The organism is Pseudoalteromonas shioyasakiensis (genome assembly GCF_024518675.1).
GTDB classification, from domain to species: domain Bacteria; phylum Pseudomonadota; class Gammaproteobacteria; order Enterobacterales; family Alteromonadaceae; genus Pseudoalteromonas; species Pseudoalteromonas shioyasakiensis_B.
Map to the genome: position 1 here is coordinate 310,857 of NZ_JANIGL010000002.1, position 20,068 is coordinate 330,924.

Consider the following 20,068-nt stretch of genomic DNA (forward strand, 5'->3'; position numbering starts at 1 on the left):
ATTTTCCGCTGCAATTACTCATTTAAGTCATAAATATTAGACTATTATATAACTGCTAATATTATACTTAACGGAGAATCCTTAATGGACGAAATTTCTATCGAAGCCATTTACACCCAAGCTATCGAAATGCTGATGTTGTATGGCCCTAAATTTTTACTCGCAATATTTGTTTTAATTATTGGTTGGTGGTTTATTGGCCGCATTGCAAATATGGCCGAGAAATCAATGGCTCGAGTTAAATTTGAAGCTGGACTGACACACTTTTTAGTATCCTTTATCTCGGTTATTTTAAAAGTATTATTGCTGATCTCAGTTGCATCTATGATTGGCATAGAAACCACTTCATTTATAGCCATGCTCGGTGCAGCTGGGCTTGCGGTCGGTATGGCGCTACAAGGCAGCTTGGCTAACTTTGCCGGTGGCGTTCTTATATTGTTCTTTAAGCCGTTTAAAGTCGGTGATGTCATCGAAGCTCAAGGTCATATGGGGAAAGTGGTTGAAATACAAATATTTGTTACTGTATTACTTACTTATGATAACGAAAAAATCATCATCCCCAATGGCGCGCTGTCAAACGGCTGTGTTAAAAACAAATTTGCAGAGCCTACGCGCCGAGTCGACATCGAATTTGGTATCAGCTATGGCGACGATGTCATAAGAGCCCGTGAAGTGCTTATGAGCGTATTAAACGATTATGATTTAGTACTAAAAGAAGAGAATAAACAACCTGTGGTACACGTGAGTCAACATGGTGACAGCCATATTGGCATGTTGGTATGGGCCTGGGTTGACTCTGACAACTTCTGGCCGGTTTATTTTGGTTTATACGAGCGCGTTAAAATTGCCTTCGATAAAGAAAATATCACCATCCCATTCCCACAACGAGATGTGCATATTCACCAGTTTCCTGGTAAATAATTACATAATAGTAATCGTAAAAAAGCCCGCAACTGCGGGCTTTTGGTTAACTTAAACTTTATAAATCAGCTAAACAAACGCTCTAACCAGCTCTTATCTAAATCATCTTCACATTTTTGTAACTGCGCACCGTAACGGCTTGCGCGGTTTTTTACTTTGTTAGCAACATTCATTAACCACTTTTTTTGTTTATAAGTGCCGCGTTTGTAACCACCCCAACCTTCATGATAATTAAGGTATTGCGCGTAGGCATCCCATTTTGATACCCCATTTACTTTATTGGTTTTATAAACAAACCAGGCCATAAAATCGATTGCGTCATCAAAATCATCACGATCAGCCCCATTATTACCCGTTTCGCGGATATAATCAGACCAGGTGGGGGTTTTTGCTTGTGAATAACCATAAGCAGAGCTCGCACGCCCTATAGGGATCACCCATAAAAAGTACTCCATGGGTGGCGCAGCATCATGACGAAATGAACTTTCTTGATACATCATGCTCATGAGAACATGTTTTGGCGAGCCCCATTTATCTTGGGCATCTCGTGCATCATAATACCAATCGTTTTTTTCTTCAAAAATCTTACAGATATCATTAGGTTGCTTGGGGGGAGCAGTTGCACAACCAGTTAAAATGGCTCCCAGCGATAAAATTATTAAACTTTTTTTCATTTTTTTGAGTTCTCGCTGAACTTTTTATAAAAGTATGAGTCTTATTTTTTGAATGCGCAGTTTAGCATTGTTTCATCCCTGAAGAATCTTTACGCAGCCACCTTGGGCTGCGTTTTTTTTGCCTGCTTATTTGCGGCTAATTACCGTTAAAGTAATCCGCTAAAAATGATTTAAACGACTGACTATCTGCCGCGGTAATCGCCTGCTCATCGGTTACCGACTGCATAGCCTGCTGCTGTAAATAATCATCTGAATAAACATGATACGGTGTCGCCTGATGGTTTTGCTTGTATTTTTGCGCAAGCGCTAAGGCAAAATGGCCGTTATCAATATTTGCTTCTTTTAGCTGGCTCACATACTGCCCAGAGTAAGTTAGTGATGAATCATGTAACCACGTTCTTAAACGGTTCACAGTGGTAACATAATGCTCAGTACCATATGCATTATCCATATAAGCAGCGACATCAGCGAGTTGGCTAAATATTTCTTCGCCCCACTGCACTAAACTCGTTGCCACACCTGATTTATTTAACTCTAATGAACTATCACGTCCATTGTTGACAACGGAGTCTAGGTTTTCAGTGCTGCGGGTTTGCGAATCCCAATCCATATCAGGGGAGTCTTTTAACAAGCAGTAAGTTAAAAACACATCTAAAAAGTGGATTTGTTCTAATGAAATACCTGTTTCACTAAATGGGTTTACATCCAGAGCGCGGATTTCGATATATTCAATACCACCACGTAACAATGCATCAGTTGGGGTTTCACCACTTTTAGCATTACGCTTAGGGCGAATTGGTGAGTAAAATTCATTCTCGATTTGAAGAATGTTTTTGTTTAATTGCTTTGGTTGCTCGCTTTTGTAATCATCAATACTACCGTAGATATCTGACGGGGTATTGATTGCACGTTTAAGCCCAGCTACATATTCATCTAACGAGTTGTACATTACCTTTAACGACGATTGTGCGCTATTGGTGTAACCCAAGTTGCCTAATCGCAGCGCGGTGCCTGTTTCCAGGTATAATGTCCCTTTACCTAATTTTTTAAAAGGTAACTCTGTTTTACGCCCTTGTAAAAACGAATTACATAACGCAGGGGATGCGCCAAACAAATAACTTATCAACCATAATTCGCGCTTGAAATTACGGATCAGGCCTAAATAACCTGCTGAAATAAAATCACCTAGCTCGCTTTCATCACCTTTAATGGTTTTTAAGCTTTGCCAAAAACTGGTTGGGAATGAAATATTAAAATGCACCCCAGCAATCGCTTGCATCATGCTACCGTAACGGTTCTTTAAACCTTCACGGTACAGTGTTTTCATACGACCAATATTCGAGTCACCAAATTGAGCTAACACAATATCGTCCTGGTGCTCAATAAAGCAAGGCATGCTAATAGGCCAAAGCAACTCTTCACCCATTTTTGATAAGGTAAATTTTTGCAAGTCCTGTAACTGGGCCAAAGTTTCTTGCGCTGACTCACTCACTGGTGTGATAAATTCTAATAATGCTTCAGAAAAGTCCGTTGTGATATGACCATTCGTCAACGCACAACCGACCCCTTCTGGGTGTCCTTGTTGTGAAATAACGCCATTGGCTTTAATCCTTAAGGCTTCTCTTTCAATGCCACGTTGAATACCTTTAATTGCGTATTTATGTTGTTCTGGAGATAACGCTGTTAACGTTGAAGTTAGATCATGTGTTGTCAAAAAATATTTCCTCGAGCCACGTGGCTTAATCCTAAGTCTATGGGGGCAAAATGATAATACTCAAGGCTAAATAATGAGGATCACACATTCCTTCACTTTAGCATTCTGACCATTATGCGAATTACAGCAAAAATACAGACCTTGCCAACACTATACCCAACACTTTTCGGGCAGTTTTGCTTTACAGTAATCTTGCCATTGAAAGGCCGAATATACAATTGCTTTAATCGCACCACTGCTGTGCAACTGAGACAGCTAATTAATAAAGACCGACTAAATAGCGATACGTATTCAGCAAAGCACAGAAAAATAAATTTGCCGTTTTTTGTTTTAGATCATAAAAATAGCAGTTAACACCTGGTAAATACCAATTTTCGGTATTTTCCCTTTATAAACTATGTATTAACTTTATAATTGGCATTAATAAAAAAGTATGTTTAAGGAAAGCCCATGCGTCGGGGTCAAGAACTAATCAATGAAGAAGTTTCTTTTTCACAGCAACAAGAGCTAGTCTCAACTACAGACTTACGCGGTGTGATCGCTTACGCTAATGATGCTTTTTGCAATATTGCAGGGTATTCATTAGAAGAGCTAGTAGGCAAAAATCATAATATTGTGCGTCACCCAGATATGCCTAAAGCTGCATTTAAAGAAATGTGGGAAAAACTCAAAGCTGGGCACTCTTGGCGAGGCATGGTAAAGAATCGTTGTAAAGACGGCCGCTATTATTGGGTTGATGCTTTTGTAACGCCAATTTTCGAAAACGGCCAACTTGTTGGCTACCAATCAGTACGAACAAAACCTTCAGAACAACTAAAACAACGAGCCATTGCGCTATACAAAAAAATAAATGAAGGCAAGTCCGTCACCTCATTCAGAGAGCAAGTTGGAGTCAGACAGCTGCTTTGCATTATTTTGGCTATCGTAGGTTTGCTAGGACTCGTTGTTTACACATCTATGGCAGTAGCACTTTTTGCGACGGTTTTTTTAGCTTTAATTATATTGCTCAATTACGACGAGCTGATTGTGACACCGTTGGCTTTAAAGCAACAGAAAGCAGAGTTTGACTCGGTCTCTCGCTATATTTACGTTGGTGCTCACCCTTTTAGCATTAGTGAGTACAACCGCGAAATGCTCAGCGCCAAATTGCGTACCGTACTTGGCCGCATCAAAGACGCCACAGTAACATTTAATAGTATTGCTGTAAGCTTAGATAATCAGTCTTCGCTCACCGAGCAAGGTATCTCAGCACAAGGACAACGTTTAGGCCAAATAGCCACTGCCATGTCACAAATGAGCGCTACTATTGGTGAGATATCAAACAACACGCACCACACCGCTGAAAAAGTAAGTGTAACCTATCAAAGTTGCTCTGATATTAAAGAGCATATCGCGGACAATAGTTCAATGGTGTCCGATTTAGCCTCTCAAGTCGAGCAAGCAGCCAGTACTGCAAACGCACTCGCAGCTGAAGCAGATAAAATTGGCCAAGTAATGACTGAGATTGAAGGTATCGCAGAGCAAACCAACTTACTGGCATTGAATGCCGCAATTGAAGCAGCCCGAGCGGGTGAACATGGCCGAGGTTTTGCCGTGGTTGCTGATGAAGTAAGAGCGCTTTCTTCGCGTACGCAAAGAGCAACGTCTCAAATCCACAGTTCAATTAAAGAAATTCAAGACACACTGTTTAGTTGGTCAACGGTTATGAAAAACACCAAAGCCCAAGCTGATGAATGTGTTAATACCACTGGACATACACAAATTGAGCTAGATAGTATTTTTGCTCAAATCAGCGAAATATCACAACTTGCAACACAGATTTCAGCCGCCGCGGAGCAGCAACAAACGGTGAGTGGTGATATAGGTGTGAATGTCGAACAGATTAAAGGCTTTAGTGATGAAAACCTAAGCTTGAGCTTTAATGTAGCCAAGGATGCAGCACACTTAGTGGAAGGCTCTAGTAAGGTGAAAGACATTCTGCATACGTTTAAAGTCTAGTATTGAGTTACTACTTGTACATGCATTTTAAGTTACAAACTTAAAAGTTCTGATAATAAAATTAAGGCCAGCAAATTGCTGGCCTTAATATTTGATAGCTAATACTCCTAGCGTGCGCTAAATATCAGCCCATTTTCATCGGCGTCAATAACTATCATATTACCACTTTGGTAATCACCAGCGAGTAGCTTTTGTGCTAATGGGTTTTCAATTGTATGCTGAATGGCTCGTTTCAGTGGTCGTGCGCCATATACTGGATCAAAACCGCTGGCTGCAATTCGCTCTAAAGCTGCATCGCTAATATCTAATAAATATCCCATTTCAGTTAAGCGCTCTCGTAATTTAGTTAACTGAATATCGGCAATCTCTTTAATATGCTCATTCGCCAATGGGTGGAACACCACCGTTTCATCAATCCGATTGATAAACTCTGGTCGAAATTGGCTCACTAATACACCCATCACTTTTTCTTTGAGCGTATCATAATCATTACTTCCCGCCTGCTCTTGAATAATATCTGAGCCTAGATTTGAGGTCATAATGATCACGGTATTTTTAAAATCTACAGTACGTCCTTGACCATCGGTTAAGCGGCCATCATCCAAAACCTGTAGCAAAATGTTAAACACATCAGGGTGCGCTTTTTCTACTTCATCAAGTAAAATTACAGAGTATGGACGTCGACGAACGGCTTCGGTTAAATAGCCCCCCTCTTCATAGCCAACATAGCCTGGAGGTGCGCCCACTAAGCGAGCTACTGAATGTTTTTCCATAAACTCTGACATATCAATGCGTACCATGGCACTTTCAGTATCAAACATATAAGTTGCCAGTGCTTTGGTCAGCTCAGTTTTACCCACCCCTGTTGGCCCTAAGAATAAAAATGAGCCAATTGGGCGATTGGGATCAGCAAGTCCTGCGCGAGAACGGCGTATCGCGTTTGATACGGCAACCACGGCTTCGTCTTGTCCTATCACTTTTGCATGGAGTTGATCTTCCATTTGCAGTAACTTTTCACGCTCACCCTGTAGCATTTTAGAAACCGGAATACCTGTCCAGCGCGATAAAATCTCTGCAATTTCATCTTCGCCAACTTGATTTTTTAACAAGCTCATATCTTGCATTTCGGCTTGCGAGGCAAGGTCTAACTTGCGTTCAAGATCAGGGATTCGACCATATTGTAGTTCTGACATTCGCTGTAAATCGGTTGCACGTCGTGCTACTTCTAAATCTAAACGCGCTTGTTCTAGCTCCGCCTTGATCACTTGAGTGCCCTGTAAAGAGGCTTTTTCTGCATTCCACACTTCATCAAGTTCACGGTATTGTGATTCAAGTTCACCGATCAGCTCTTGCATCTCTGTGCGACGTTTTTGACTCGCTTCGTCTTTTTCCTTTGCAAGTGCGTTGTCTTCGAGCTTTAACTGAATGATACGGCGCTCTAATTTATCCAACGATTCGGGTTTTGAATCTATTTGCAGACGAATTGACGAACCAGCCTCGTCAATTAAATCAATCGCTTTATCGGGTAACTGCCTATCACTAATATACCGGTGTGATAAATGCGCTGCGGCAACAATGGCAGGATCAGTAATATCTACACTGTGATGTAATTCATATCGCTCTTTTAGGCCACGCAAAATAGCAATGGTATCTTCAACGGATGGCTCCTCAACTAATACCTTTTGAAAACGTCGCTCAAGGGCTGCGTCTTTTTCGATGTATTGGCGATACTCATCCAACGTTGTTGCACCCACGCAGTGCAGCTCACCACGGGCCAGTGCAGGCTTTAACATATTACCGGCATCCATGGCGCCATCAGTTTTACCTGCGCCGACCATAGTATGAATTTCATCAATAAATAAAATGACTTGGCCTTCTTCTTTAGCCAGTTCATTGAGTACTGATTTTAAACGTTCTTCAAATTCACCGCGGTATTTTGCCCCCGCTACTAGCGCACCTAAGTCAAGAGACAATACGCGTTTGTTTTTCAGCCCTTCTGGCACTTCGCCATTAATAATGCGCTGAGCTAACCCTTCGGCAATCGCCGTTTTACCTACGCCTGGCTCACCGATGAGTACTGGATTATTCTTCGTGCGACGTTGTAATACTTGAATCGTCCGGCGAATTTCATCGTCACGGCCAATGACAGGATCCAGCTTGCCTTGTTCGGCACGCTCGGTGAGATCAATAGTGAATTTTTTCAGGGCTTGGCGAGTTTCTTCAGCATTGGGATCATCGACTTTTTGACCACCACGAATCGCTTCTATTGCCGCTTCAATTTTACTCGTTGTTACATTCAAAGCACGGAAAATATCGCCCAGCGGCCCTTTATCTTCACAGGCGGCAAGTACAAATAATTCGCTAGAAATAAACTTGTCTTTGCGCTTTTGCGCGTATTTGTCACACAAGTTGATCAGTGAAACCATGTTATTAGACAATTGAACATCGCCACCAACACCTTCCACTTTAAATAACTTTTCAATCTCTTTTGATAATTTGGTGTTAAGTTCATCTGCACTGACACCTGCCTGTGCTAGTAAGGCACGCACACTCGAGCCACTTTGCTGTAGTAACGAATACATCAAATGTACAGGTTCAATAAATTGATGATCTCGACCAAGCGCTAATGATTGAGCATCTGAAAGCGCAGATTGAAATTTACTGGTAAATCTATCTAAACGCATAAGGGGTTACCTATAAAAAAAACTAATTGCTTAATTAATGGGTATGTTTGCTGATTTGTTCAAGGTTTTACAAAAAATATAATAACACTTAATTAATATTATTAGCGCCAGATCAAAGTAGCCATGCGACCGGTTCGGCCATCACGCCGGTAAGAAAAAAACTGCTCTTGTTGGGTGACAGTGCAATATTCACCACCTGAAATGTGTGTTACACCAAATTGTTTTAATTGGCTGCGAGCAATCATATAGATGTCAGCTAGATATTTACCACTTTCAATGGCTTGAAAAGCGTGTAAATGTTCAGCTGATTGTTGGCAAAATGCAGATTTAACCTCAGCGCCAACTTCAAATTTATCTGCACCAATGGCTGGCCCAAGCCATGCAATCACTTTGTCTAAAGGCGTGGTGAACTGCGCAAGAGTATTAGCGATTATGCCACTATTGAGCCCGCGCCAACCACCATGAATTGCGGCAATTTCCTGCCCACACCCAGAACTGAGCAAAATCGGCAAACAATCGGCAGTCATTATTGCTAAAGGTTGCAAAGCTAAGCGTGTGTACAAGGCGTCAGCATCAGATAAATGTGCCTTATCAAATGCCTCATCAACAATTACTACATCACTGCTATGAACTTGGTTTAACCAAATAGGTTTAGCGGGTAAATGAGTTGCTAAACGCTCACGGTTTGCTAAAACAGTTTGTTCATCATCACCTACATGTAAACCTAAGTTAAAACTTGCATAAGGAGCACTCGAAAGGCCCCCTATTCGCGTGGTACTTAGGGCGCCAATGTTACTTGCTGCCTGCCATGTAGGTGTGATCATCATGCTTACAAATCAATATTTGGATTAGCTTTAGTGTCTTCACGTAATGCGTGTGTCATAGCCACCATATCATCTGGAATAGGTGCCTGCCATGTCATCATTTCGCCCGTGATTGGGTGAGCAATGCTCAGTTTAACTGCATGTAATGCTTGACGGTTAAATGCTCTGAGCATTTCAAACAACTCTGGTGTAGCACCTTTTGGTGGACGCGGACGACCGCCGTAGGCTTTGTCACCAATCAGTGGATGATTTATAAACGCCATGTGCACACGTATTTGGTGCGTACGGCCAGTTTCTAAGCGCAAACGTAAACGTGTATGAGCACGGAACTTTTCCGCTACACGGTAATGAGTGATAGCTGGCTTACCCTGCTCATGTACTGCCATATGCGTACGTTGCGTTGGGTGACGGCCGATTGGTTTTTCAACCATGCCACCTGCGGTCATAGTGCCATTACAAATCGCTTCATATTCACGAGTGAAGTTCTCGCGTTTTTGTAAGGCAGTCACTAAATGAGTTTGTGCAGGAATTGTTTTGGCAACAACCATTAATCCAGTGGTGTCTTTATCAAGGCGGTGTACAATACCTGCACGCGGGACGTTGATAATCTCAGGATAATGATGCAGTAATGCATTTAGTACAGTGCCGTCTGGGTTACCTGCACCAGGATGCACAACTAAACCCATAGGTTTATTAATAACTAAGATATCATCGTCTTCATAAACGATGTTTAATTTGATATCTTGCGCTTCGTATTCACGTGGCGCTTCGATACTGGTTTCGACATTGACCATTTCGCCACCTAAGAGTTTTTCTCTTGGTGTGTTGAAAATTTCACCATCCACGGTGATTTTATCATCCAAAATCCACGTTTTTATGCGTGAACGTGAATAATCAGGGAACAATTGCGCCAATACTTGGTCTAGACGTTTACCGCCTAACTCAGTTGGCACCTCGGCTTGAAGAGAAATTTGTTCTGACATTAGTAACTTTACCCAATTTACCAGTGCAAGCTGTGCTCGACTGGGTTAGAATCGCTTTTAATAAAAGCATTTATATAATAAGCATAGTTTACTCGGTTTTACCCAGTTGGCCTAGCCGAAGACATCGAAGGTAACAAATAAAATGATAAATAGAATAGGGAAACGTGCATTCGCCATTGTTTTTACAGTTTCATTACTTGGTTTAGGGGCCTGTTCGTCAGCGCCAGATGAAGAAGATATCCAACGCGTTCCTAATAAGTCAGCACAAGCACTTTATGAAGACGCAAAGCAAACGTTAGATTCAGGCCTTTATGCCCGCGCAATTCAATTATTAGGTGCTATTGATTCACGCTATCCGTTTGGTCCCATGTCTAAACAAGTACAAATGGATTTAGTATATGCGCATTATCAAGCAGGTAATACGGAGCAGGCACTGGCGACTATAGACCGCTTTATTCGCTTAAACCCTAACCACAAAGATTTAGATTACATGTATTACATGCGTGGTTTGGTTAACATTAAAGCGGATGAAAATGCTTTCCAAGAATATTTTGGTATCGACAGAGCCGACCGTGACGCTAACCGTACACGAGTTGCTTTTACTGATTTATCAACCTTGGTAAACCGTTTCCCACAAAGTGGCTATGCGCCTGAAGCAAAGCGCCGTTTAGTTTGGTTACTAAATAAAATGGCTCGTTATGAGTTAAAAGTAGCTGATTACTATTTTGAGCGCGAAGCTTACCTTGCGGCCGCTAACCGTGGTAAATATGTGGTTGAGCATTATTCACAAAGCAGTTATTTAAATGAAGCGCTTGAAATAATGGAAAAAAGCTATGAAAAGCTCGGATTACCAGAGTTGAGTGAACACGCAAGAGTGACCCGCGAGTTAAATCAAGACCAATAAGTTTCAAAAACCAATAAAAAAAGGCGCTAACTTTTTTCATTTAGCGCCTTTTTTATATTGAGTGAAAACTCATTTACTTAAGTTAACATACATTAAATAGCGTCTTCATCTTCTTCTGCTGTACGGATACGAACAACACGCTCGACATCAGTGACGAAAATTTTACCATCGCCAATTTTACCTGTTTGCGCCGTGTTAACGATAACTTCAATGGCACGATCGACATTTTCATCACCCAATACGATATCGAGTTTTACTTTAGGTAAAAAATCCACCATGTACTCAGCACCACGATAGAGCTCGGTATGCCCTTTTTGACGACCAAAGCCTTTAACTTCACTTACTGTCATTCCCGTAATCCCTACTTCTGACAATGCTTCACGTACGTCGTCTAGTTTAAAAGGTTTGATGATTGCTTCTATTTTTTTCATTGTTTGTTGCTACTTTTAAATTCTGTTTGAGTCGATTTTAGACAATCCTGCAGTTCATAGCAAACAAAGCAATTGAATTACGGTGATTTAATCATCAACAATGGTATGATTATTAAAAACCTAACAACTATCGCTATAAAATACGTTGTTAGTACCACTTGTTTGTGAGTTCCTAGTATTTAGAGGTATATATGAAAAAAATACAACGCGGTTTTACGCTTTTAGAGCTAATGGTCACCATTGCCATTGTCGGCATTCTTGCAGCAATTGCTCTATGGGATAGCAGTGATATGCTAGAGAATAATCGAGCTGAAAATTTTTTACTAGAACTAAAACGCAATATAAACTTTGCGCGTTCTAAAGCCACTAGTTCAGATTCACTCGTTAAAGTTTGTAGCGGTGAAACTAGTAGTATCCAGGATAATGCGAGTGTTTCTTGCCTAAGTGACTGGTCATCTGGTTCAATTTTTGTTTTTTATGATAGTAACTCTGATGGTGTTCACAATCCTTTAGATCAGGATATTATTTTAAGAGTTATGGAAGAAATACCTGCACATAGTAATTTTACTTTTCGAAATGGTGGAAACTCACTAATATTTGACGCTAGTGGCAGAGTAACAACAAGTGTGGGTACATTTATATACTGCCCTAATTCCAATAACGAAAACAATAAAGCCTTATCTATATTCTTGTCTGGGACTGCATTTTATAACGGTGATACAGATGAAAATTGTGATTAATTTTAAACTCTAACTTGAATCTATTTTAGGTCCAGCTATTTTTAATATATCGATCATAATTGAGAACTTCATGGATGAAGGATATACACTCTAGCACCCTTTACGGCACAACATTAATTGAAACAATCATTCTTGTAGCCATATTATCAATCTTGTGCCATCTAGTTTTATTTAATTATCAGCCGCTGCTTATAAATAATCGCCTCGATAACCACATCGCAAAAATCAATCGTGCTATAAGCTTTACCCGTTTAAAAGCCATAATACACAGCGAAAACGTTACTTTTTGTCCACTTAAAAATAAACAATGTATTCATGATAGTTGGCACCAAGAGCTGACAATATTCACTGATAGTGATGAAATTGGGATTTTAGATGGTACCGATAAAATATTATTCAATATTGACCCAACCCATCATAAAGATATGCTCACCTACCCAAGAACATTTTTAACCTTTCGCAACGATGGTACGCCCATGGGCTTACACAATGGTACATTTTTATATTGCCCTGAATATGAAAAAGCAAGCCATAAAGGGCTTGCTATTTCTATCAGTCATACTGGCAGATCTAAAGTTAAAGACACTGAACGCTGTTTAGAGTAATGTTATTTACCCCAGCAAAGCGAAGAGTTTGCCTTAGGAGTAGCTGTTTTCAGCCCTGCATCGTCTATAGTCAACGTCTTACACTCGTCATCTTTTAACGGTGGACCTGCAACAGGTGTCGCGGTAAAACTAAACGATCCCCCATCATTATCAACATCAACCGTTATACTATAAAAGCCGTGCTCTGTTGGGCTAGTAACGCCTAAGTTATCCAGGCTAGCTGTATATTCTCTATTATCAACAAAAAACTGCTCTTGCTTGTTCGCGGCATCTAACAATGCTGTTATAGCTTCTGTACGTGATGTACGTTTTACATGCTCAAAATAGCTAGGTAACGCTATCGACGCTATAATTCCTAAAATAGCAACTGCAATCATAAGCTCAATTAATGTAAACCCTAGCTGAGTATTATTTTTGATTGTCATTTACTTCTCGCTTATAAATAAAAGTTTGTTGTGTATTAAAGCCAAAGCCAATAGGTATAGCATCATCAGTTAGGTCAATTTTTCCGTCTTCATCAAATGAGATACCCGGGCCATTTATTTTTTTCGGTATGAATGGGTTTTGCGCACTTAAATCACTACTATCGCTCGCTTTAATACCCGGCCCTATCATTAAGAACTGACTTGTTGTTTCAACTTTTTCATCTTCAGTCTCTCCACTTTCAGTATCACAATAACCATTTGTGTTATTGTCGGCACAACTGTCAACACTGCCAAAGTAAAGTTGCGGCGTATCTGGCACATCATTACTGGTAATAAAACTAAGCTGATCATAGACCTTGGTACCATAGTGCAAATGGAATGCATATAATGAGCCTGAGCCCCCAGTCAAAGAACACTGGTTAACCGTTTCGGTTGCTGAAGCTGGAGTATAACTTGTATAATAAGCCACACCGCCGACAACAGTGGCAGCCGCTAGCGACTTCTCTCCACTTGCGGGTAAATCATAATACCAACCATCTTTATTACCTAAATCAATCTCTTTTTCTGTAAACTCTTCAATATCATCTAATGCGTTACCAAATGGATCTGAGTTAACGTTCATAAGATCTGCAATCGTTATAGCTTCTGGTATATCAGCACTTTTAAATGTTTTTGTTATCGTGTTGGTATCACGAATCATGTATAACTGGTCATTTGTAATTGTGCCTATAGGGTTCGAGCGATTACCACTACCGATAAGAATTGCATCAAAAGGGGTATCTTTTCTTGTAACAACTGTGTCTCCGTTGTAACTGGTATAAGACACTTTACTATACATTGTGCGCGCAACCATTGGCTTATAGAAAAAGCGCCTATCCAATGCATTAGTAGTACCATTGAGTTTAGCAAGTTCAAAGTGACTCCATTCACTTGTTTTATCACTTGGCATATCAATACGCCAAATACTACCACTAGTATCCGCGGCATAAATACGATCAACATAGCCATCATAGTCAGAATCGAGTGCTGTAAGTGAGGCTGCAATACTATTTTTACCTTTAAAACCTCCATTATCAGGTGTTAACTCCCACAGCAAACTACCATCAGAAGCCTTAACAATGTATATGCCGCGTCCTTCCTCATCCTCACCTAAAACGACGGTATCTTTATTAGTGTCATAGCCGGCACCAAAAATGAGTACAGGTTCATCACCAAACGCCTTAATAAATGTCACTGTTGGTGCCGACCATGTTTGTGCTAACTCTTTAAAAGTACCACTGCCACCTTGTATTTTCCACTTTAGCCTAGGGGAGTCCGGATTAGTAATGTCTAAACCATAATAATTATGGCCACCACGACGCATACCAAAAAAAGCCCACACTCTGTCACTATTATTAACAACACCATCTTTGTTTGCGTCATCAAAATAAATTGTTATTGGGCCGTCTATACCATACTTTTTAGTGTCTGCTTGATTTTTACGAATAGGATCGATAATTCCATATACACTACTTGGTATAAATGCCCAACTCTCACTTACCGTATTACCTGCATCTTTAAACATATGTAAAAAGCCGGCATTGGTACCAATTAATATACGTACATCATCGTTGCCGTAGTCAATGGTCACTGGCTTTGAGTGTAAAGGGTCGCCAAATATATCTGCACGCTGATCACTGGAAGATGAGTCACCATCTTCATTATCAACATCAATACCACGAGCCCAATCTATAGTATCTTGTAAGTCGTTTTTGTTTACACCAAATGCAGCTGCGGCTGCAGTATCACCACCATAAGCAGAAGAGACATTATTTTTTGTGAAAGCAATTAACCCGCTAGACCCCGCATCAGTGAATAGTTTACGGCCACTACTTGCTGTAGTTGAAAGCATAAGATTTACACCACCGTTCTCTACAGAGTTACCGTCTGCGCTCGCAGTGCTTGGTAGCCAAAATGTTCTCGCACCTTTGTCAATTAAACCATTACTATCAAGCGCTTGGTTGCTTGATGAGTCAACAATTTGTGTACCTGACACTTTTAACTTTTTCAAGTTACCACGCCAACGTGCACCACTATCAGGATAAAACATAGCGTAATAAATGGAATCTCGGCTGCGCGTTTGATCCACATTATTACTAGCCACTGAAGGAGATGTAAAAGTATCGTTCACTTCACGAATACGAGTAATTGTATTTTTTAAGGCTTCTGATAGCTGTTCAGCAGTATCCGCATGCAGATATTGCCCACCACCATACGTGGCAGCTTGCGATAACAGCTCTTTCCCTGAGTTACTCATTCCCGTGCCAAAGCCTATAGGGAAAACCCGACCAAACTCACGTACTTCTGTGGTTGGGGTATATAAATCTACTTCAACATCTTTTGTGCCACTGATAACTTTTGCCAGAGCGGTTAGGTAACTTCCACTTACTACCGGAGGGCTCCCCGTAAAATAAGAATTATGTAAATCTTTGATATTATTATTTCTATTTGAGTCACTAGTTGGATCACCATCAGTCATTAAAATTATATTCACACTGTTATCACAACGAAGAGGTTCCCCTACAACAGGTATAAAAGGTGAAATGTAACTCCCAGAAATATCTGCAGTTCTATCCCGACTACTAACAGACCCGGCAAAGTCCACACTTTTACCTGAAATATATCTATAAGCTTCCCACAGTGTTTCCGTAAGCGGTGTAGAACCACTTGCTGGCAACCCTTCAATTTTATTTAACAATGTTGATTTAGATGAACCTAACCTAGCTAAAACATATCCGCCATTAGCGCCATTAAAACGCATAAGACCAAATTCAATATCGTCATTGTCATTAACTAACTGCTTTATAGCGCTTTGCGCAATATTTAATCGACTATCGTTACATGTAGCGGCAGGGTAACCACCGCTATAACTGCCTGAAGAGGTACTTGTACTATTATAAAACCGGCTATACCGTATCCCCTCATAGCTAGAAGACTTTCTAAAACACTGGTTAGTATCATTGACATTATTACTCTCAAAACAGGTTATTTGAGAGAAGCGAGGAGTATTTCTTGATACCCCATCCCACTTGTAGCACTGCCCACCGTCGGTCACATCCCAAGCCATACTACCTGAAGTATCAAACACCATAAGTACTCGTGGTTTTTCATCAAGCTCGACATTATGATTTACATATAGCTCTATATCTTCTGCATAGCTAAATGTAGTGACACTTGCTATTACAGCAAGCAATAACTTTAATAATAGAGGGTTTATTTTCATAATATTTCTCACTTAACCACCGGTGTTTAGGCTAGCCATTTGCTGCGCTATACCAGTAGTGACCGTTATGGTGTGTTTACTTTTAGAGCCATAAGTTATAGTTGAATTGATTTGTACCATGTTACAAGCAATACCTGCGGTATAATCATAATCGCGCGGACAAGGCAAATCCATGGCACCATCATTCAGATTACTTAGCTCACTTTCAGTTTGCCCAATCGTCTCTAACGCGATTGCATCACCTGGAATTTGTTCTTTAGTATAAAGCAGCTTACTGGTTCCATCTTTTGCAGCCTCTACGGCAATGACTCTTTGTACATTGCCCATCAATATATTTTCAGCTTCTTCACGCTCAAACGCAGCATTTGTAATTTTAATATCAATACTAGAGCTACTCATTAAGGTAACAGCTATACCCGATACAGCTACAACCATAATAAGTGCAACTATCAATACAACCCCTTGCTGTTTAGCGACAGGTTTTAAATTCGCCATTGACTAGCCCCTATATTGTTTAACCGAATAGTTGTGGTAAATAATGCCCTGCGAAATCGGTCATCAAAAACTAACACGCGTTGTTCAGCATCTTCACCTAATGTATATGTTTGATTTAATTGGTTTAGATTTGCATCTTCTTGTAATGACCTTACTAAGATAAAAACTTGAACAGTTAAAATAGCCCTTCGGCTTTCCCAATCACTTGCAGTCATGCTCTCGACACTACGATAACTATCAACTTTACTGTCAGCATTAGTATCTAAACCAAACAGAAAACGCATGTTTTCAACACCTTCCATAATAGTCTCTGTTCTCATGCCGCCTGTTGGTGTAAGCCTTTTGCGCATCAATACTGGAATATTTAAATCTTGCCCATTAAATTTGTAAGATTGCTCCGCGATATAGTAAGTATGATGACGATATCGCCATACGGTGGCGTTAGGGTTAGCTGGGTTTGCGGGACCTCGGGTGAACTCACCCCATTCTTGCTCAGCGATAAAATAATAGTTATCGTCGTTATTCAAACTCGTGTCAGTAGGCTCAATTTCTAACCCTTCTAAAAATTTAATCTGTAAGATATCAGTGTTTTTGCTTGAGCCTGTTATGCAATTTAATTGCGAACCACCTGATGACTCAATCGCATACACTGTACGAAAATTACTATTTACAGAATTATCAGGAAAGCTTTTATTGTTTAGTCCTGCGGTACAATCTTTACTTGGATTAACAGCAGTTGCATCAACAATAGTGTTTTCATCTGAAAATGAGTCTTCATAAAAAGTCCCCCAAAAACCAATTTGTTCTATATCTCGCTGCATTATATTAAGAGCTAGACGTCCAGTTTCTTGTAATTCACCAATGGTCATGGTGTCTTTGGTCGTCACTTTCATACTTATGTATGTAAACATAACCCCACCTAAAACTAAGCCACCTATAAATAAAGCGACCATCATTTCAATTAAGGTAAAGCCTTTCTGGTTCATATTATGATGCCCTTAAGTACATAAAACTATTGAGAACAACGACACGACGTTTATTATTTGAAGTGCCACATTCTATAGCGACAGTATCGTTAGAGGCTGTAAACTCTTGACGCCCCTGCCAACTAATAACAACTTGCAAGGTAAATGCATTACTACCACTGGCTATCTCTGGCTGATTGTTAATACACACAGTTGCATCATCTAGTGCACCTGTATTTTCACGGGCTTGTATTGCTCTTATCCATTGTTGCTTATCAAGTGCTGCAATTTCAGCAGCGGAACAGGTATTTGAATAACAACGACGTTCCTGTTTTAATTTATCATCACTGGAAAAGCTGCCATTATAAAGTGCCGCAAAGCCAGTAGTATCACTAGCACGCATACGCTGCAAAATATCATTACCTAAAGCAACAGCTGCTGCCCTTTGCATAGCATCAAAACTTGCTTGTTTAGCTTTTGCTTGTAATGCCACTGCACCAAGTAAACCAAAACTTAAAATAATAAACGCAATAAGGACTTCAATAAGTGTAAATCCACGCGTTGCTGAAGAAGGTGATAAGCCCATAACACTGCCAAAAAAATTATCGTACTATAAGAGTAATAAAATAAGTGAGGAATACAATGTATAGCAGTATGAGCGGTGTTTTTAGCCGATAAGCGGCTTAGGAGAGTGCTTGTTTGACTGTTTTAAACTCACGGCGGCTGATTTCTAGCTCTTCGTCACAATCAATTAAGGTGACTTTATGGCTACTATCTTGACACCTTTTAACTGTTGCGATACGTGATTTATTAACCAGTGTTTTGCGATGTATTCTTAAAAAATAGCTAGGATATAGCTGCTCGAGTTGCTTTAAACTTTGCTCAACTAATGCATTACCGTTATCAAAAACAATTCGAGTATATTTATCCTCTGCTGCTGCATATATTACGGTATCTAACTCGATAGACTTTAATTCACCAGCTATTTGATAACAAAGGGTCTGAGGTTTTTGCTTTTGAATATGAGCACGGGTTATCCGGCCTAATTGTTCAGTGACTTTTAGTAAGTCGCTCTCAGTAACCGGCTTTACTAAATAGCCAGCCGCTGATAATTGCAGTGCATCTAATGCGTGTTCCGGGTGCGCAGTTACAAATACAACAGCCGGAGGCACTGGCAACTGGTTTAGCTGCTGTGCTACAGCTAAGCCATTCATTTGCGGCATATCAACATCCAAAAATACGATATCTGGCGGTTGCTTTTTCAATTGTGCCAACGCCTCTTGGCCATTACTTGCTTGTTCTATAAAAGTGTACTGGGAAATACCTGCTAACAAGCGCTGTATTCTTGCTCGCGCTAAAGGTTCGTCATCAACAATTAATGCTTTCATGCCCCCTCCTCTATTACTAATGGCAGGACAAGTTTGACTCTAAATACACCATCACGAGTGGTTGTCGTTAATTGAGCATTATTTTCATAAAATAAATTTAACCGTTGACGAATATTATCAAGCGCCATGCCGTTTCCAATCCGTTTTTGTAATTGAGTTGAAATCGGGTTTTCTATAATAAAAGTGAGTGTTTGCTTGCTGATAAATTGCTGTACTGTGATCTGTGCACCGTTTAATGCAGGCTCGACCCCATGACATACTGCATTTTCAATAATTGGCTGTAAAGTCAAACATGGAATAGTAAGCTCAGGGAGCGGCTCTAACAATTGCCAATCAACCTTTAACCGTTCACCAAAACGCCAGCTTTCTAAACTTATATATTGTTTAGTTAATGCTATCTCTGCGGCTAAAGGAACACCTTTGCCCACCTTTAGAGCGGCTTGCGATAATGCAGCTAATGCTAAGATCGCTTGCTCTGCAGCATCTGGATCGTAATGAGTCAATTCGGCGGCGGTATTAAGACTGTTATATAAAAAATGTGGCCGAATGCGCGCCTGTAGAGCATCCAGCTCAGCTCTTGCTAATGCATTGGTTTGCAGCTGTTTTTCAACGTAAATTGTTAAAAATTGAACAAATAAACAAGCTACTAAAACAACAATAAGTAAATTTCGCAATATAAACGCGATGGGATCAGCGATTTCAATCACGCTGCCAGCGAAAAAGATCACCGCGATACTCATTAACAATGTGGTTAATAAAAGAGAGGTGAATAAACTAACACTTTGAATGAAGCGCGAATATCTCTGCAAAATAGAGCGTAGTAAAAAAAGCCATGACAGGCTCAATAAGAAGGTAAGCTGTAAAAATAAACTAATTACACCTAGACGTATCCAGATATCTTGAGCTGCTGTAGGTGCAAACGCTAATAGAGTAGCAATAACTTGCACCACAACTAAGGTAGCTAATACACCTCGCTCAGTAAAAAGAGCCGCAAAAAGCAACGCATTAGTTTGCATCGATTTGCTCACTGGGCTCTCCTTTAACTAGGTTACGCT

18 protein-coding genes are annotated in these 20,068 nt (G+C 40.3%); 5 read left to right on the forward strand and 13 right to left on the reverse strand.

Translation table 11 applies throughout. The annotated features are described in order from the left end of the window. Positions 1 to 84: 84 nt before the first annotated feature. Positions 85 to 921, forward strand: a complete 837-nt coding sequence (locus NQT69_RS07305) for a mechanosensitive ion channel family protein (protein WP_256826997.1) — start codon at positions 85 to 87, stop codon at positions 919 to 921. Positions 922 to 986: 65 nt separating this feature from the next. On the opposite strand, the gene NQT69_RS07310 is transcribed toward NQT69_RS07305, so the two are convergent. Beyond that, positions 987 to 1,595: a transglycosylase SLT domain-containing protein gene (locus NQT69_RS07310; RefSeq protein WP_256826998.1), complete on the reverse strand. Its 609-nt coding sequence runs from the start codon at positions 1,593 to 1,595 to the stop codon at positions 987 to 989. A 136-nt stretch (positions 1,596 to 1,731) separates the two neighbouring features. Beyond that, entirely contained in the window at positions 1,732 to 3,309 is a 1,578-nt protein-coding gene (gene gshA, locus NQT69_RS07315; protein ID WP_256826999.1) for a glutamate--cysteine ligase, read from the reverse strand. Positions 3,310 to 3,759: 450 nt separating this feature from the next. On the opposite strand from gshA, the gene NQT69_RS07320 reads away from it, so the two are divergent. Next, positions 3,760 to 5,307 carry a methyl-accepting chemotaxis protein gene (locus NQT69_RS07320; RefSeq protein WP_256827000.1) on the forward strand — a complete coding sequence of 516 codons (1,548 nt, stop codon included), beginning with the start codon at positions 3,760 to 3,762 and terminating at the stop codon, positions 5,305 to 5,307. Between the two features lie 107 nt (positions 5,308 to 5,414). Here the strand turns inward: NQT69_RS07320 and clpB are convergent, their stop codons facing one another. The 3 genes from clpB to rluD form a co-directional block, all read right to left on the reverse strand. After that, a complete protein-coding gene (gene clpB / locus NQT69_RS07325) occupies positions 5,415 to 7,991 on the reverse strand; it encodes an ATP-dependent chaperone ClpB (protein ID WP_256827001.1) in 2,577 nt (858 codons plus the stop codon). 101 nt (positions 7,992 to 8,092) lie between these two features. Next, complete coding sequence (gene pgeF, locus NQT69_RS07330) at positions 8,093 to 8,815, reverse strand: peptidoglycan editing factor PgeF (protein ID WP_256827429.1); 723 nt, start codon at positions 8,813 to 8,815, stop codon at positions 8,093 to 8,095. Positions 8,816 to 8,820: 5 nt separating this feature from the next. Continuing rightward, positions 8,821 to 9,798: a 23S rRNA pseudouridine(1911/1915/1917) synthase RluD gene (gene rluD / locus NQT69_RS07335; RefSeq protein ID WP_256827002.1), complete on the reverse strand. Its 978-nt coding sequence runs from the start codon at positions 9,796 to 9,798 to the stop codon at positions 8,821 to 8,823. A 142-nt stretch (positions 9,799 to 9,940) separates the two neighbouring features. Here rluD and NQT69_RS07340 point away from each other — a divergent pair, with 142 nt between their 5' ends. Beyond that, on the forward strand, positions 9,941 to 10,702 hold the full coding sequence (locus NQT69_RS07340) for an outer membrane protein assembly factor BamD (RefSeq protein ID WP_256827003.1): 762 nt from the start codon (positions 9,941 to 9,943) through the stop codon (positions 10,700 to 10,702). A 92-nt stretch (positions 10,703 to 10,794) separates the two neighbouring features. Here the strand turns inward: NQT69_RS07340 and glnB are convergent, their stop codons facing one another. Beyond that, positions 10,795 to 11,133, reverse strand: coding sequence for a nitrogen regulatory protein P-II (gene glnB / locus NQT69_RS07345; protein ID WP_256827004.1), 339 nt, complete (start codon positions 11,131 to 11,133; stop codon positions 10,795 to 10,797). Positions 11,134 to 11,324: 191 nt separating this feature from the next. On the opposite strand from glnB, the gene NQT69_RS07350 reads away from it, so the two are divergent. Both NQT69_RS07350 and NQT69_RS07355 read left to right on the forward strand, forming a co-directional pair. After that, positions 11,325 to 11,873, forward strand: a complete 549-nt coding sequence (locus tag NQT69_RS07350) for a GspH/FimT family pseudopilin (protein WP_256827005.1) — start codon at positions 11,325 to 11,327, stop codon at positions 11,871 to 11,873. 74 nt (positions 11,874 to 11,947) lie between these two features. Next, positions 11,948 to 12,478 carry a GspH/FimT family pseudopilin gene (locus NQT69_RS07355; RefSeq protein WP_256827006.1) on the forward strand — a complete coding sequence of 177 codons (531 nt, stop codon included), beginning with the start codon at positions 11,948 to 11,950 and terminating at the stop codon, positions 12,476 to 12,478. Between the two features lie 2 nt (positions 12,479 to 12,480). Here the strand turns inward: NQT69_RS07355 and NQT69_RS07360 are convergent, their stop codons facing one another. The 7 genes from NQT69_RS07360 to NQT69_RS07390 form a co-directional block, all read right to left on the reverse strand. Further along, positions 12,481 to 12,903: a type IV pilin protein gene (locus NQT69_RS07360; RefSeq protein WP_256827007.1), complete on the reverse strand. Its 423-nt coding sequence runs from the start codon at positions 12,901 to 12,903 to the stop codon at positions 12,481 to 12,483. Further along, positions 12,887 to 16,165, reverse strand: coding sequence for a pilus assembly protein (locus tag NQT69_RS07365; protein ID WP_256827008.1), 3,279 nt, complete (start codon positions 16,163 to 16,165; stop codon positions 12,887 to 12,889). Before NQT69_RS07365 ends, NQT69_RS07360 begins: the two co-directional genes overlap by 17 nt. Positions 16,166 to 16,177: 12 nt before the next feature. Next, positions 16,178 to 16,660 (reverse strand): pilus assembly protein PilX, encoded by a 483-nt coding sequence (locus NQT69_RS07370; RefSeq protein ID WP_256827009.1) that lies wholly within the window; start codon positions 16,658 to 16,660, stop codon positions 16,178 to 16,180. Further along, positions 16,648 to 17,646, reverse strand: a complete 999-nt coding sequence (locus tag NQT69_RS07375) for a PilW family protein (protein WP_256827010.1) — start codon at positions 17,644 to 17,646, stop codon at positions 16,648 to 16,650. The genes NQT69_RS07370 and NQT69_RS07375 overlap by 13 nt, the downstream gene beginning before the upstream one ends. A gap of 1 nt (position 17,647) precedes the next feature. After that, complete coding sequence (gene pilV, locus NQT69_RS07380; RefSeq protein WP_256827011.1) at positions 17,648 to 18,211, reverse strand: type IV pilus modification protein PilV; 564 nt, start codon at positions 18,209 to 18,211, stop codon at positions 17,648 to 17,650. 97 nt (positions 18,212 to 18,308) lie between these two features. Then, entirely contained in the window at positions 18,309 to 19,013 is a 705-nt protein-coding gene (locus NQT69_RS07385) for a LytR/AlgR family response regulator transcription factor (protein WP_256827012.1), read from the reverse strand. Beyond that, positions 19,010 to 20,041 (reverse strand): sensor histidine kinase, encoded by a 1,032-nt coding sequence (locus NQT69_RS07390; RefSeq protein WP_256827013.1) that lies wholly within the window; start codon positions 20,039 to 20,041, stop codon positions 19,010 to 19,012. Before NQT69_RS07390 ends, NQT69_RS07385 begins: the two co-directional genes overlap by 4 nt. Positions 20,042 to 20,068 lie beyond the last annotated feature (27 nt).